General features: G+C 67.8%; 14 protein-coding genes. 2 read left to right on the forward strand and 12 right to left on the reverse strand.

Translation table 11 applies throughout. From position 1 onward, the window contains the following. Both H623_RS17415 and H623_RS0102770 read left to right on the forward strand, forming a co-directional pair. Entirely contained in the window at nucleotides 1-576 is a 576-nt protein-coding gene (locus H623_RS17415) for a TetR/AcrR family transcriptional regulator (RefSeq protein ID WP_051143045.1), read from the forward strand. Nucleotides 577-793: 217 nt separating this feature from the next. After that, nucleotides 794-2,209, forward strand: coding sequence for an HNH endonuclease signature motif containing protein (locus tag H623_RS0102770; RefSeq protein ID WP_211217960.1), 1,416 nt, complete (start codon nucleotides 794-796; stop codon nucleotides 2,207-2,209). A 513-nt stretch (nucleotides 2,210-2,722) separates the two neighbouring features. Here H623_RS0102770 and H623_RS0102780 read toward each other — a convergent pair. The 12 genes from H623_RS0102780 to alaS all read right to left on the reverse strand — a co-directional run bounded on the left by H623_RS0102780 (nucleotide 2,723) and on the right by alaS (nucleotide 14,125). After that, the gene (locus H623_RS0102780) at nucleotides 2,723-3,313 is read right to left on the reverse strand and encodes a DinB family protein (protein ID WP_022899424.1); all 591 of its coding nucleotides are present in this window, start codon (nucleotides 3,311-3,313) and stop codon (nucleotides 2,723-2,725) included. Nucleotides 3,314-3,372: 59 nt separating this feature from the next. Next, a complete protein-coding gene (locus tag H623_RS0102785; RefSeq protein ID WP_022899425.1) occupies nucleotides 3,373-4,107 on the reverse strand; it encodes a DsbA family protein in 735 nt (244 codons plus the stop codon). Between the two features lie 59 nt (nucleotides 4,108-4,166). Beyond that, entirely contained in the window at nucleotides 4,167-4,583 is a 417-nt protein-coding gene (nusB, locus tag H623_RS0102790) for a transcription antitermination factor NusB (protein WP_022899426.1), read from the reverse strand. Then, entirely contained in the window at nucleotides 4,583-5,149 is a 567-nt protein-coding gene (gene efp / locus H623_RS0102795) for an elongation factor P (protein ID WP_022899427.1), read from the reverse strand. Before efp ends, nusB begins: the two co-directional genes overlap by 1 nt. Before the next feature lie 139 nt (nucleotides 5,150-5,288). Next, the gene (locus H623_RS0102800) at nucleotides 5,289-5,744 is read right to left on the reverse strand and encodes a type II 3-dehydroquinate dehydratase (protein WP_022899428.1); all 456 of its coding nucleotides are present in this window, start codon (nucleotides 5,742-5,744) and stop codon (nucleotides 5,289-5,291) included. Then, nucleotides 5,741-6,829 (reverse strand): 3-dehydroquinate synthase, encoded by a 1,089-nt coding sequence (gene aroB / locus H623_RS0102805; protein WP_022899429.1) that lies wholly within the window; start codon nucleotides 6,827-6,829, stop codon nucleotides 5,741-5,743. Before aroB ends, H623_RS0102800 begins: the two co-directional genes overlap by 4 nt. Further along, a complete protein-coding gene (locus tag H623_RS0102810; protein WP_022899430.1) occupies nucleotides 6,826-7,332 on the reverse strand; it encodes a shikimate kinase in 507 nt (168 codons plus the stop codon). Before H623_RS0102810 ends, aroB begins: the two co-directional genes overlap by 4 nt. Continuing rightward, the gene (aroC, locus tag H623_RS0102815; protein ID WP_022899431.1) at nucleotides 7,329-8,528 is read right to left on the reverse strand and encodes a chorismate synthase; all 1,200 of its coding nucleotides are present in this window, start codon (nucleotides 8,526-8,528) and stop codon (nucleotides 7,329-7,331) included. Before aroC ends, H623_RS0102810 begins: the two co-directional genes overlap by 4 nt. 31 nt (nucleotides 8,529-8,559) lie before the next feature. Continuing rightward, nucleotides 8,560-9,537 carry a shikimate dehydrogenase family protein gene (locus tag H623_RS0102820; protein ID WP_425402083.1) on the reverse strand — a complete coding sequence of 326 codons (978 nt, stop codon included), beginning with the start codon at nucleotides 9,535-9,537 and terminating at the stop codon, nucleotides 8,560-8,562. Then, on the reverse strand, nucleotides 9,467-10,927 hold the full coding sequence (gene mltG, locus H623_RS17420) for an endolytic transglycosylase MltG (RefSeq protein ID WP_022899433.1): 1,461 nt from the start codon (nucleotides 10,925-10,927) through the stop codon (nucleotides 9,467-9,469). Before mltG ends, H623_RS0102820 begins: the two co-directional genes overlap by 71 nt. Nucleotides 10,928-11,005: 78 nt before the next feature. Beyond that, on the reverse strand, nucleotides 11,006-11,464 hold the full coding sequence (ruvX, locus tag H623_RS0102830; RefSeq protein ID WP_022899434.1) for a Holliday junction resolvase RuvX: 459 nt from the start codon (nucleotides 11,462-11,464) through the stop codon (nucleotides 11,006-11,008). 6 nt (nucleotides 11,465-11,470) lie between these two features. Beyond that, a complete protein-coding gene (gene alaS, locus H623_RS0102835) occupies nucleotides 11,471-14,125 on the reverse strand; it encodes an alanine--tRNA ligase (RefSeq protein WP_026939837.1) in 2,655 nt (884 codons plus the stop codon). Between the last annotated feature and the right edge of the window lie 77 nt (nucleotides 14,126-14,202).

Below are 14,202 nucleotides of genomic sequence, written 5' to 3' on the forward strand. Positions count from 1 at the left end.
ATGTCCCGCGAACGCCTCGCCGAGTTGTTCGGCACCGTCCACGAGCTTCTGCTCGAGGTGGGCTACGAACGGCTGACGCTCGATGCGGTCGCCGCGCGCGCCCGCTCGAGCAAAGCCACCCTCTACCGGCGATGGGGTAGCAAGTCCGCGCTCGTTCTGGCTGCGTTGACCTCCGAAGGCGCCCAACCCCGCTATTTTTTCAGCGACAGGGACTCCTCGACCCTCGACGAGGTCTTCGCAGGGGCGCTCGGAGCCGACTACGTCTCAGGCGATGACCTGCGGATGGGCTTCATGCTGCTACACGCAGCCTCAGCCGATCCGGAATTCGCTGCCGCCTTACGCACTCAGATAATCGCGCCGGGCGCGGATCAGTTGGCTTCCATCTTCGAGGCCGCCGCCGATCGCGGCGAGATCGTGCGTGACTCGCCCCTGTTCCGGCGGCTGGCATATCTGATCCTCACCGACCTCGCGTTCTTCCCCCTGCTCAATGGCGAGAGGGACGGCGAAGCACGCTCAGACCTGTACCGCCAAGTCATTCGGCCGGCGCTCACGTTCATCAACCGCCGAGGCGAATGAGGACCTGCTTCCTGGCGTGGAAGATACGGCGTTGCCTGTTCTGGCGCTACACGACTGTCTGGATAGCATCCGCTGGCGACGGTCCGGACTAGGAATTCGGCATCTTCCGTGGAACGGGAGGAGGCATCACCACCGTGGTCTCCTCGTGTTCCCGCGGTTCTCCACAGATTTCGACGAACGATTGAACGCGTTGTTCCCACCCGGTACAATCGAAGATATGTTCGATCGGGCTGAAATGACATCGGGAGCCGAATCCAGGCTCTCTGCCGACGCCCCGTCGCGTGCCGATGATGTCTCTCCCGTCGCCGACCCGCTCGTTGCCGACGCCTTCGAAGGCCACCCTTTCGCGGCCGATCAGCCTGCCGACGATGCGAGCGACATCTGGGCGGACGAATGCGATGAGTCCGATTGGCTCGATGCGGAGCTGCCGCCTGCGGAGGCGGTTCCGGTTTCGGCTGAGATCTTCCTCGGCTGGGCGCTCGATGACGCCGTCGCCACGCAGGTCGTGTTGAACATGCAGGCTGCCCGTCAGCTCTTCGCGATCACCAGGGCGTTTCGCACTGCTCGAGCGAACCCCCTCATCTACGTCCCCGCCGCCGCGGCCGAGCGCATACCCGGAGTGCAAGACGTCGACTTCGCCGAGCGCTCGGTCGCGTTCGATCTGGCTCAGCGGCTGAAGCTCAGCGAGAACATGGTGCGCGACCTCGCCTATCAGGGCGACGTGCTCGACACGTCACTCCCCCGACTGAGGGCGCTCTTCGTCTCGGGCGCGATCAGCCAGGCGCACGTGCGTGCCGCCGTGGATGCCTGCAACGGCCTTCCCGATGACGCCGCAACTGCTGCATACGACGAGAAACTCGCCGCGGTCGCGACATCCGTTCCGGTTGGCCAGTTCCGCAGCCGATGCCGGCGGTTGCGCGAGCGACTGTGCGCGGAGACGCTGCAGGAGCGCCACGACAGAGCGGCGAAGCTGCGTCGTGTGGTCGTCGAGCCTGCCGAGGACGGCATGGCCTGGCTGCACGCATTCGCTCCGCTCGTCGACATCGTGCGTGCCGATGCTCGTCTGACCGCCACCGCGCAGAGCATGAAGCACCGTGAGGGCGAGACGCGCACGCGCGACCAGCTGAAGGCGGATGCCCTGCTCGCCTGGCTCACAGGCGACGGCACGCCGAGTGCCGCCACGGCGCACCCGACAGTGATCGTCGACGACGGCGGACGGTTCGCCGAGCTGCTGGGCTACGGACCGATCCCGCCGAATGCCGCTGCACGAGCGTTGCGCGACGCGCCCGCGTTCCGCAAGGTGATCGCCGATCCGATCCGGCCGGCACGGCTGAAGCTCGACACGACGCGGTACCGGCCTACCGCCGAGCAGAGGCACTGGCTGACGCTCCGCTACGGTCTTGACGATGCGGCGGCGCCTTACGTCGCACCCGGCCTGACGACCGGCGGCGAGGTGGACCACGTGGCCGAGTGGCAACACGGTGGCACGACCGATGTCGACAACCTGCTTCCCTTGAAACCGCGACTGCACCGGCTCAAGTCGGTGACACGCATCCGTCTCGATCCGAAACCCGACGGCGGGATCCGGGTGCGCACGCCCACCGGGTACGACTCCGACCCGCCGCCGTTCTGATCGGACGCGCTGACCGGCCGTTCTGGTCCGCCGTTGTGACGGCAGTCTTGGCCCGGTTTGATCGGGCGCGGTTCTGATCGCATGCAGCCCGACCCGGTGGCGTTCTGATGGGGCAGGACGGGCACCGGTCGGTTCGGGGTCCTGGCCCGAAGCCCGTGCTGACCCGAAGCCCGTGCTGACCCGAAGCCCGTGCTGACCCGAAGCATCCCGGCTCGTGGCGCATCACGGAGGTGGCGCACAACGCTCCGGCAATCGCGTTCTGGAGGAGGACCATTCCCGTCGAGTTCGCCGAGACGGTCCTGCCCGACGGGACCCGCGAGCAGCGGTTCGAGATCATCTGACGCCGCAGTCCCCGACCGAGTCCCCGACCGAGTCCCCGACCGAGTCCCCGACCGAGTCCCCGACCGAGTCCCCGACCGAGCCCCCGCACGTCGACTCGCATCCGGATCGCCGACGGGGTACCGCTACCGCTCGCTCTCCCGTACGGCTCACCAGCAGCTCTCGCCCGCTGAACTACTCCCCGAACCCGTCCGCCACGGCCTGCAACTGCGCCCGGTACTGTGCCCACCACTCGTCGCCGTGAGAGGGCAGGTTCGAGTTGGTCGGCCGCATGCCTACGGCCCCGTCGATGAGTTCCCGCACGATGTCCGCGTGCCCCGCATGCCGCGCCGTCTCCGCCGTCATGTGCACGATGATGCGCCGCAGAGTCACCTCGCGACGTTCTGCCGGCCACCACGGCACCACACCCGACGCGTCGAGGTCGAGTTCTGCGATGGTGCGTCCGGAGAACTCGCGCGCGCGGACGTAAAACCCGGTCGTCCACTCGAGCGACTCGTCGGCAGTCGCCCACATGTCTGCGTTGTCTTCGGCGGTGTCGTCGATCCACGGCATGGCCACACCGGGGTCTCGCCCGAAAACCTCCCCGAAGTAGCCGTACTCCGTGGAAGCGACATGCTTCACGAGGCCGAGCAGGTTGGTTCCCGTCCGCGTCATCGGCAATCGGGCTTCGCGCTCGCTGAGACCCTCGAGCTTCCAGAGCAGCGCGTCGCCGGCCGAACGGAAATAGCTGGTCAGCATGGCCTTCTCGGCCGAGTCATCCGTCATGCGGCCACGCTATGCCCCGCCGCAGACATCCTGTTCGCCTTTATTACCGTCGTCGGTGACTACTTACCGCTGTCAGCGATGAACGACTTGAGCGCCGCTGTGTCGGTGATGCTGCCACCGTACTGGTGCCCGTTCACGAGCACGGTCGGCGTGGCCGTCACGGCCTTGATGTCCGCGCCCTTGATCGGACCGTTCACGGCCTTCGTCGTGTTCCGCGTCAGCCACGACGCGTACTTGTGCGAGTGGATGCACGAATCGACATCAGTGACGCCGGCCTTGTGCGCGAGCGACACCAGCTTGGCATCACTGAGACCGGACGAATTCTCCTCCGGCTGGTTCGCGTACAACGTGGAGAGATAGGCGAGGGACTGCTTCGGATCGGATGCCGCCACACACGTCAGCGCACTGCCTGCGCGCGAGGAGTAGTCCGTACCCTGCGAGTTCGGATCGAGGAAGTTCAGCGGATGCACGCGCAGTGTGATGGCGCCGGTGTTCACGAGCTTCGCCAGCGCGCTTCCGTTGGCCTTCTCGAACTGGCCGCAGTACGGGCACATCGGGTCGATGTACGTGTCGACCACGGTCTTGCCGTCGCCCGCGACGATCGCTCCGAGATCGAAGTCCACGGCCCCCGCCGTACCGGTCGGGATTTTCGCGCTCGACGAGGCCGATGAACGGTCCGACGAGCCGGCGGAGCCACCCGCAGGCGCTCCGGTCGGTATGCAGCCCGCCAGGGCGAACGTCAGCAGCGCGGCAGCGGCCGCTACGCCGATGGCGTGCAGGATGGACTTCTTCATGAGCGCCGGTCCTCTCGTTCGCGTCGAGCCGTGTCAGCGGTGCGCCGGTGTCCGCGTGGTCAGTGCGTGACCGCGGATCCGATCTTGGCGAGCAGCCCGTTGACGAACTTCGCAGAATCGTCGGTCGAGAGAGACGTCGCCTGCTCGACCGCTTCGGAGATCGCCACGCCGTCCGGAATAGCCGGGTTGAACAGAAGCTCCCACACGCCCATTCGCAGAATCGCGCGGTCGACCGCCGGCATCCGCTCCAACGTCCAGCCCTGAGCGTAGGTGCGGATCAGCTCGTCGATCTCGTCACTCTGGTCGATGACGCCGTCGACGATCTCACGGGCGTAGAGCCAGGACGCCTCGCGCGACGGCTCCTGCGCCGCCCGCTGCGCTTCATCGGCAACGGCCTGCGCGAACGGGATGCCACGCACATCGGCGCTGTAGAGCAGGTCGATGGCGCGCTTGCGTGCCTTGGTGCGAGCTCCCACTAGTCGTTGACGCGACCGAGGTAGTCGCCGGTGCGCGTGTCGACCTTGACCTTGGTGCCGGTCTCGAGGAACAGCGGCACCTGGATCTGGTACCCCGTCTCCACGGTTGCCGGCTTGGTGCCGCCCGTGGAGCGGTCGCCCTGCAGGCCCGGCTCCGTGTACGTGATCTCGAGCACGACGGATGCCGGCATCTCCACGTAGAGCGGGTTGCCGTTGTTCATCGCGATGGTCACGTTCTGGTTCTCGAGCATGAAGTTCGCGGCGTCCCCGACGATGGACGACTGCACCGTGAACTGGTCGTAGTCGCTCGTGTCCATGAACACGAAGCCGTCTCCGTCGCTGTAGAGGTACTGGTACTCCCGGCGATCCACGTTCTCGAACTCGAGCTTCGTTCCCGCGTTGTACGTGCGGTCGACGACCTTGCCGCTCACGACGTTCTTGAGCTTCGTGCGCACGAACGCACCGCCCTTGCCCGGCTTGACATGCTGGAACTCGATGACGGTCCAGAGCTGACCGTCGATGTTCAGGACGGCGCCGTTGCGGATGTCGGCGGTATCGGATGCCATGCGTGTAGGTCCCTCTCTGGGGTGACGTGGAGACGAAGTCGATCGGTCAAGGCGCTGGGCGCCGACCATCAGCAGATTCTACCGGGTGCCGGCCGGGAATTCGTCGGGCGTGCCGTGAAGGTCACCGGCGGCGCCGCGCTCAGCCGTCGACGTTGCCCGTGATCACGTCGAGGAGCTTCGTGACAGCGGTCGCATAGCCGGCCACTCCCTCGCCGACCACGTGGACGACGGCCACGTCGCGCACGTACGAGAACCTGCGGAACTCCTCGCGAGCGTTCACGTCCGAGATGTGCACCTCCGCGACGGGCAGCGCGACGCCGCTGAGAGCATCCCTCAGCACCACCGAGGTGTGCGTGAGCCCTCCGGGGTTGATCACGATGCCGGCGCAGTCCAGGCGCGCCTCGTGGATCGCGTCGATGAGCACGCCCTCGTGGTTGCTCTGCACGGCGCGCACCGTGAAGCCGTGCTCCCCGGCCGTGCGCTCCGTGAGCGAGAGGACGTCGTCGAGCGTCTCCGTGCCGTAGATGGCCGGCTCGCGCACACCGAGCAGGTTGAGGTTCGGTCCGTTGACCAGCAGCAGCCGTCGTTCGCTCACGCACCGACCTCCTGGTAGGCGGCGAACAGCAGGCTCGGGTCCGGCGCCTGCATCACGGTCGGCCGCGCGATGTCGTCGAGCACGATGAACCGCAGCGTGTCGCCGCGCGCCTTCTTGTCGCGCTTCATCGTGGCCAGCAGCGTCTGCCAGCGGCCGACCGGGTAGGTGATCGGCAGCGTCAGCGCCGTGAGGATGCTCCGGTGCCGGTCGACGACGTCGTCCTTCAGTCGTCCGCTGAGCCGCGCCAACTCCGCGGCGTACACCATTCCGACCGAGACCGCGGCGCCGTGCCGCCACTGGTACCGCTCGGTGTGCTCAATGGCGTGACCGAGCGTGTGGCCATAGTTGAGAATCTCGCGCAGGCCGCCCTCGCGAAAGTCCTGCCCGACGACCTTCGCCTTCATGTCGATGGCCAGTTCGACGTTCCGGCGGAACGTCGAAGAGTGGGGATCGAGCGAGGCGTCGAAGTCGTTCTCGAGGTTGTCCAGAATCTCGGGGGCCCAGATGAAACCGGCCTTCGCGATCTCGGCATACCCGGCGAGCAGATCGTTGCGCGGAAGCGCCTCGAGCGTGTCGAGGTCGCACAGCACTCCGGCCGGCGCGTAGAACGCACCGACGAGGTTCTTGCCCTCCGCGGTGTTGATGCCGGTCTTGCCGCCGACCGCCGCATCCACCATGCCGAGAACGGTCGTCGGGACCTGCACGAGCTTCACGCCGCGAAGCCAGGTCGCTGCGACGAAACCGGCCAGGTCGGTGGCAGCCCCGCCGCCGAAGCCGATCACGGCGTCGCTGCGGGTGAAGTCGGCCTGCCCCATGATCTGCCAACAGAACGCGGCGACCTCCACGCGCTTGGCCGCCTCGGCGTCGGGGATCTCGGCGAGCAGCACCTCGTATCGATCGGCGAGGCTCTCACACAGCTCCCCTGCGGCGGCCGCGAGCGTCGGCTGGTGCACGATGAGCACCTTGTGCACCTCGGGCCCGAGCAGCCGACCGGCATCGAAGCGGATGCCCCGCCCCACCGTGACCGCGTACTCCCCTGCTCCCGAGACCCGCAGTTCGGTGATCTCCTCGTTCGTGTCGCTCATGCGCCCTGATGCTCCTTCTCTCGCTGGGTGATCCATTGCGCGATCTCCTCGGCGATCGTGCTGATCGGTCGCCTCGACGTGTCGGCGCGATAGTCCGCGAGCGACTCGTAGATCGGCATCCGCGCCCGGACCAGAGCGCTCCATGACTCGATGCCCTGCACGAGCGGGCGCTTGCCGTCGTCGATGCGCGCCGCGACGGCTTCCGGACTGACCGTGAGCAGCACGACCGTGGCATCCCGCAGGTCGCGCTGGGTTTCGAGGTCGAGCACCGCTCCGCCCCCGAGCGAGACGACCCCGCCCGACGTCAGCGCGCGTGAGACCGCCTCGCGCTCGAGAGCACGGAAGGCAGCCTCCCCCTGATGTGCGAAGATGCCGGAGATCGGGCCGTGGACCGCCACGATCTCGGAGTCGGTGTCGATGAACGGCACGTCGAGGGTGCGTGCGAGTCTGCGGCCCACCCTGCTCTTGCCGGCGGCGGGCGGTCCGATGAGTGCGACGGTCACGCGCGCACGGTCTCCGTGTGCAACGACGCGGGGATGGCGTCCAGATAGGCCGTCAGGTTGCGGCGGGTCTCGGCGAGCGAGTCGCCGCCGAACTTCTCCAGCACGGCGTCGGCCACCACCAGCGCGACCATCGCCTCCGCGACGACGCCAGCCGCAGGAACGGCACAGACATCGGAACGCTGGTGGTGCGCCGCGGCAGCCTCGCCGGTGGCGATATCGATGGTGCGTAGCGCGTGCGGCACGGTGGCGATCGGTTTCATGCCGGCTCGAACGCGCAGCACGGTGCCCGTGGTCATGCCGCCCTCGGTGCCTCCCGCCTTGTCGCTCGTGCGCGAGATGGTGGAACCGTCGGTGACGAGTTCGTCGTGTGCGGCCGAGCCACGGCGTCGGGTCGTCTCGAATCCGTCACCGACCTCGACGCCCTTGATGGCCTGGATGCTCATGAGCGCCTGAGCGAGACGGCCGTCGATCCTGCGGTCCCACTGCACGTGGGAACCGAGTCCCGCCGGAACGCCGTACACCAGCACCTCGACGACCCCGCCGAGCGTGTCACCGTCCTTGTGAGCGGCATCCACCTCGGCCACCATCAGGGTAGAAGTGGCCTCGTCGAAGCAGCGGAGCGGATCGGCGTCGAGTACGTCGACGTCCTCGGGCACCGGCACTCTCGATCCGTCAGGAACGCGCACCGGGCCGATCGCGAGCGTGTGGCTCACCGTGGTGATGCCGAGCTCGGCCAGGAACGACTTGGCGACGGCACCGAGCGCCACTCGGGCCGCGGTCTCGCGGGCACTGGCGCGCTCCAGGATCGGACGCGCCTCGTCGAAACCGTACTTCTGCATGCCGACGAGGTCTGCATGGCCGGGTCGGGGCCGCGTGAGCGCCGCGCCGCGCGCCGTCGTGAGCACTGCCGGGTCCACCGGCTCCGGGCTCATCACGTCGACCCACTTGGGCCACTCGGTGTTGCCGATGCGGAGCGCGATCGGGCTTCCCATGCTCTGGCCGTGTCGCACGCCACCGGAGAGGTTCAGCTCGTCCTGCTCGAACTTCATGCGCGCGCCGCGCCCGTAGCCGAGCTTGCGGCGGGCGAGATCGGCGCGCACGGCATCCAGCGAGACCGGCACGCCCGCGGGCAGGCCTTCCAGGATCGCGATCAGTTCCGGGCCGTGCGATTCCCCTGCGGTGAGCCAACGAAGCATGTGTCAATTCTGGCATGGCGACACGCGGCGCTCAGACCGGGCGGCCAGCGGCATCCAGCCCCACCGCGTCGAGCATCGCGGACAACACTGTCTGCTCCGCGGGCAGTTCGCGCTCGGGATCGCCCGCGACGAAGATGCGTACCTGCAGCAGGGCTTGATGCACGAGCATGGCGAGACCCGAGAGCACGTTCGCTCTCCTACCGGACGCCGCCGCAAGCGCCGCCCACCTGGTCACGATGGCTGTGGGCCACGGGTCGTACGCCACATCGAGGAGCAGGATGCCGTCGGCCGTCGCCCGAGCCGCCGCGCGCCCCTGCACCACGCGTCGGGCGAGGTCGTCGGCACCGACGTGGCCCGGCAACGTGCTCACGACCAGATCGGGCCGGGCTGTCACCTCATCGCCGAATCGTGCGACCGTTACACGAAGGCCGACGGAGTTGCCGAGTGGGATCAGGTGGTCGGCACGTGCGGGCTCGCGAACCTGCACCGTGACGTCGGCAGCCCCGAGCTCCGCGGCAGCCACGAGCGCGGATGCCGCGGTGGCCCCGCCGCCCCAGATCAGGGCGGACCTGATCCGTTCCGTTCCCGCGGCGGCCAGGGCGCGCACGATTCCGGGGACATCGGTGTTGAAGCCGCGCAGGACGAGCCGACCGACGGCATCCGTGTCGAAGAGGATGGTGTTCGCCGCGCCGGTCAGAGCGGCGGTCTCATCGAGAGAGGCCACGAGCGGAAGGACGGACTGCTTCAGCGGCATCGTGAGGGAGAGGCCGCGCCACACGTCTGGACGGGACGCGACGTATGCGGCCAGCGTCTCCGGCGTGATCTCGGCGCGTGCGTAGTCCCAGGGCAGTCCGAGTGCGCGATAAGCGGCCTGGTGCAACTCGGGAGATTTCGAGTGTGCTATCGGCGAGCCAAGCACCGCGAGCTCGCGCGGCCCGTCACTTGCAGTAAGCATCGTTCGCCGCGCTCGCGTTGCACCAGTCCTGCAGTTTCTGCACCGCCTGCTCATGCTCCTCCTCGGTGCTGGAGAAGACAGTCGTGCCGTCCTTGAGATTCACCGTCACGAAGTAGAGCCACGGCCCCGCCGGCGGGTGCAGAGCCGCCTTGATGGCGTCGTCGCCCGGGTTCGAGACCGGTCCAACGGGCAACCCGGGGTGCACGTAGGTGTTGTACGGGTTGTTCGGATCGGCGCGCTCGGCGTCGGTGGTGAAGAACGTCTTCACGCCTGCACCGTAGGTGACCGTGGCATCCGACTGCAGATCCATGCCGTCATCGAGACGGTTCTGGAAGACGCGGGCCACCTTGCCCATGTCCTGCACACTGCCGGCCTCACGCTGCACGATCGACGCGAGGGTGACAATGCGGAAGCGCTGGTCCTCGGGCACGCCCGCGGCGTCGAGAGACTGGAACGAGCGATCGACCAGGGTCTTGATCACCGTCTTGGCATCCACGCCGGGGTCGAACGTGTAGGTGGCAGGGAACAGGAAGCCGTCCAGATTCCTCGCCTGCGCGGGAACTCCGTAGTCCGTCGGCTTCGCGGCCGCGGCCTGCAGCTCGGCGAGCGGGATGCCCGTGGTCTTCGCCAGGGCGGGAAGGATCGACGCCTCGGTGTCGCCCTCCGGAATGGTCAGGGTGCGCTCGAGCTTGTTCTTCGGGTCCTTCAGCGCTTTCAGCGCCGACTTGGCGCTCATCTGCTTCTTGAGCTTGTAGACGCCGGGCTGGAAGACCGGCTCCGGGCTGGTCTTCAACAGCAGGTCGTAAAAGGCGTCGGTCGTCTTGACGACGCCCGCCTTGTGCAACGTGGCGGCGACGTCGGATCCCGTGTCCCCGTTGTGGATCGTGATGTCGACGGGCTTCGTCCCCGTGCCCGTGTAGTCGATCGGCTCGTTCATGGCGAAGAGCTTCTTCACCTCGGGCTGGAAGGTGTTCCAGACGTACACGCCACCGCCGCCGATGAGGGCGAGCACGACGACGAGCACGATCGTGATGGGCAGCCAACGACGCTTGCGTCTCGGTCCGTGTCCGTGACCATCGTCTCCCCCGCCGTCGCTGCCGCTCCTTCCGCGCGTGCCCTTGCCGCGCGTGTCCCGGCCGCTCGCGCGGCCGCGTGCTCTGCCGTCGGTCGGGTACTCGAGGCTCGACCAGGGCGAGGCCGACTGCGTCGGAGCCTGTGCCCGCGAAGGATCCGACTGCGTCGGAGCCTGTGCCGGCGAAGGAGCAGAATCTGCGTCCGAATCGTGGTCGCTCTGCAGCGCGCCCCAGAAGGAGTCGCCGAAGTCGGCGTCAGTGGAGCCGGCGTCGGCGCTGCCGCGATCGTCCTGCGCGGTGTCGGATGCCTCGTGCTCGCGCGCCAGGGCGGCGTCGCGTTGAGCGCGCTCTCGTGCCTCGCGACGTGTCATGGGCGGCGGCTCGGCCTCGCTCGCGGGCTCCGGCTGCCCGGAGCCGGGTGGGAAGGGGTGAGTCACGTCAGGGGGTCCTCAGTTCGTGTCTGCGAGAGTTCCGGGGGGATTCCCGCTGGCGCGCTCCACATCGAGCGCGTGCTGCAAAATTACCGTGGCCGCGGCCTGATCTACCACGGAACGTGAATTCCGCGTGGTGCGGCCCGACGCCCGCAGGGCGGACTGCGCGGTCACTGTCGACAGCCGTTCGTCGACGAGCCGGACGGGGATGCCGCAGGCGGCTCGCAGCCGCGAGGCGAATTCCGTGGCGTCGTCGGTCGACGGCGTGCTCGCGCCGGAGAGCGACAGCGGCAGTCCCACGATGATCTCCACGGCTGACAGTTCCGTGGCAACCGCCTGGATGCGCGCCACATCACTGCCGTCCTCGGTACGCGACACGGTCTCCACAGGGAGGGCGAGCATCCCGTCGGGATCGCTGCGGCTCAGCCCGATTCGGGCTTTTCCGACATCGACGCCGACGCGGACTCCGGAGCGCACGACGCGCTAGCCGATCGCGTTGCGCACGGTGGCGAGCGCCGAATCGATGGCGGCCGTGTCGGATCCGCCGCCCTGCGCCAGGTCGTCCTTGCCGCCTCCGCCGCCGCCGAGTACTGTCGCGGCGCTCTTGGCCAGCGGGCCCGCCTTGACGCCGGCGTCTCGCGCGGCCCGGTTGGTCGCGACGATGACGACCGGGCGGTCGTTCACGATCGCCGCGAGGGCGACCACCGCGGCGTCGGAGCCGAGACGTTCGCGCACGGTCGTGACGAGCATCCTCAGGTCGTCGGCGGAGCCGAGCCTGCCGACGTTCTCGATCACGGCGCGCACCGCAGCGGCGCGCACGGCCTTCTCGAGCAGCCCGGGCACACGGTCGAGCACCGCTCGCGCCTCGAACGCGGCGATCTTCTTCTCTGCGGCCTTGAGGCTGGTGACGAGGTCGTTGATGCGTTCCGGCAGCTGCTCCCGCGGCGTCTTCAGCGCGCCGCTGAGCTGCGAGACGATCGCCCGCTCGGCGGTGAGGTCGCGGAATGCCTCGAGGCCCACCAGAGACTCGACACGGCGATTGGTCGACCCGACGGACGATTCGCTGATCAGGTTGATCATGCCGATCTCCGAGCTGGAACCGACGTGCGTGCCCGCGCAGAGCTCGCGCGACCACGGCCCGCCGATGTCGACCACCCGCACGACGTCGCCGTACTTCTCGCCGAACAGCGCCATGGCACCGAGCGCTTTCGCCTCGGCGAGCGGCAGCTCGCGCGTCACGACCTCGAGATCGTCGCGGATGGCGTTGTTGGAGATCTCCTCGATCTCGGAACGTGTCGCCGCCGACAACCCCTGGTTCCACGAGAAGTCGAGGCGCAGGTACCCGGCCTTGTTGTACGAGCCGGACTGGTGCGCGTTGGGTCCGAGAACCTGTCGCAGCGCGGCATGGATGATGTGGGTTCCGGAGTGCGCCTGCCGCGCCCCCCTGCGGTAGTCGGCGTCCACGACGCTGGTCGCCACGTCGTCGACGCCCACCTCGCCGTGCGTGACCTGCACCGTGTGGCTGATCAGGCCTTTGACCGGCTTCTGCACGTCGAGCACCTCGAGCTCGTAGCCCGGCCCGACGATCACGCCCTGGTCGGCATCCTGGCCGCCGGACTCGGCGTACAGCGCGGTCTCGGCGAGGATGATCTCGACCACCTGGCCCTCGGACGCCCTCGGCACAGACACGCCGTCGACGATGATTCCCAGCACCTTCGACTCCGTCTGGAGCTCGTCATAGCCGGTGAAGACGGTCTCGCCTCTGCCGCGCAGATCGCTGTAGACGGAGAGATCGGCGATCGCGCGCTTCTTGGCGCGGGCATCCGCTTTCGCCTTCGACTTCTGCTCGGCCATCAGCGCGTCGAACGCGGAGCGATCGACCGAGAGGCCGGCCTCCTCTGCGACCTCGAGCGTGAGATCGATGGGGAACCCGTATGTGTCGTGCAGCAGGAACGCGGTATCGCCTGCGAGTTGCGTCTTACCGGCCGCCTTCGTGTTCGACACGGCCGTATCGAGGATGCTCGTTCCGCTCGCGAGCGTGCGGAGGAAGGTGTCCTCCTCGCCGAACGCGAGGTGCGAGATGCGGTCGTATTCGGTCGCGACCTCGGGATAGGTCGCCTTCATCGCATCCCTGGACTGGGCGAAAAGCGCCGGGAAGGTCGCCGACTCGACGCCGAGCAGCCGCATCGCGCGCACCGTGCGGCGCAGCAGTCGGCGCAAGATGTAGCCGCGGCCCTCGTTCGACGGCGTGACGCCGTCGGACATCAGCATGAGCGCGCTGCGCACGTGGTCGGCGATGACGCGCAGACGCACGTCGTCCTCATGGTTTGCGCCGTAAGTCTTGCCGGCGATCTCCGCGGCCTTGTCGAGGACCGGACGCACCTCGTCGATCTCGTAGAAGTTCTCGACACCCTGCTTGATGAACGCCACGCGCTCGAGGCCCATCCCCGTGTCGACGTTCTTCTTCGGCAACTCGCCCAGAATCTCGAAGTCCGCCTTGCCGGTGCCCTCGCCACGCAGGTACTGCATGAACACGAGGTTCCAGATCTCGACGTACCGGTCGTCGTCCGTGGCCGGTCCGCCGTCGATGCCGTAGGCGGGACCGCGATCGAAGAAGATCTCCGAGCACGGCCCGGCGGGTCCTGGAACACCGGTCGACCAGTAGTTCGTCTCCTTGCCGAGACCCTGGATGCGCTCATCCGGCAATCCCGCGATGTCACGCCAGTAGGTGCGCGCCTCGTCGTCGTCCTCGTAGACGGTGACCCACAGATCCTTCGGGTCGAAGCCGAGTCCGCCCTCCCCCTCCGGCGTGGTGAGGAGCTCCCACGCGAAGGTGATCGCCTCCTTCTTGAAGTAGTCGCCGAACGACCAGTTGCCGAGCATCTGGAAGAAGGTGCCGTGCCGCGGCGTCTTTCCGACCTCATCGATGTCGAGCGTGCGGATGCACTTCTGCGAGTCCGCCACGCGCGGATACGGCGGCGGGACGAGTCCGGTGAGATAGGGCACGAACGGCACCATGCCGGCGATGGTGAAGAGCAGAGTCGGGTCATCGCTGACCAGCGACGCCGATGGCACGATCGTGTGGCCTCGAGCGGCGAAGAAGTCGAGGAAGCGTCGTCGGATCTCAGCTGTCGACAGAGGGGCGGTCTGCATGGTTCCGTTCGTTCAGTGGTGGTCGTGATTCGTGTCGTGATCCCTGAGCGAGGCGAAGCCGA

Origin of the sequence: Humibacter albus DSM 18994 (assembly GCF_000421825.1) — a bacterium.
GTDB classification, from domain to species: Bacteria; Actinomycetota; Actinomycetes; order Actinomycetales; family Microbacteriaceae; genus Humibacter; species Humibacter albus.

Bases quoted from the DNA above. Each gene is read 5' to 3' on its own strand.
- H623_RS0102780 (WP_022899424.1), bottom strand. From the start codon at position 3,313: ATGACGGATGACTCGGCCGAGAAGGCCATGCTGACCAGCTATTTCCGT.
- aroB (WP_022899429.1), bottom strand. From the start codon at position 6,829: ATGAGCGACACGAACGAGGAGATCACCGAACTGCGGGTCTCGGGAGCA.
- H623_RS0102785 (WP_022899425.1), bottom strand. From the start codon at position 4,107: ATGAAGAAGTCCATCCTGCACGCCATCGGCGTAGCGGCCGCTGCCGCG.
- H623_RS0102770 (WP_211217960.1), top strand. From the start codon at position 794: ATGTTCGATCGGGCTGAAATGACATCGGGAGCCGAATCCAGGCTCTCT.
- aroC (WP_022899431.1), bottom strand. From the start codon at position 8,528: ATGCTTCGTTGGCTCACCGCAGGGGAATCGCACGGCCCGGAACTGATC.
- efp (WP_022899427.1), bottom strand. From the start codon at position 5,149: ATGGCATCCGATACCGCCGACATCCGCAACGGCGCCGTCCTGAACATC.
- H623_RS0102820 (WP_425402083.1), bottom strand. From the start codon at position 9,537: ATGAGCAGGCGGTGCAGAAACTGCAGGACTGGTGCAACGCGAGCGCGG.
- mltG (WP_022899433.1), bottom strand. From the start codon at position 10,927: ATGACACGTCGCGAGGCACGAGAGCGCGCTCAACGCGACGCCGCCCTG.
- H623_RS17415 (WP_051143045.1), top strand. From the start codon at position 1: ATGTCCCGCGAACGCCTCGCCGAGTTGTTCGGCACCGTCCACGAGCTT.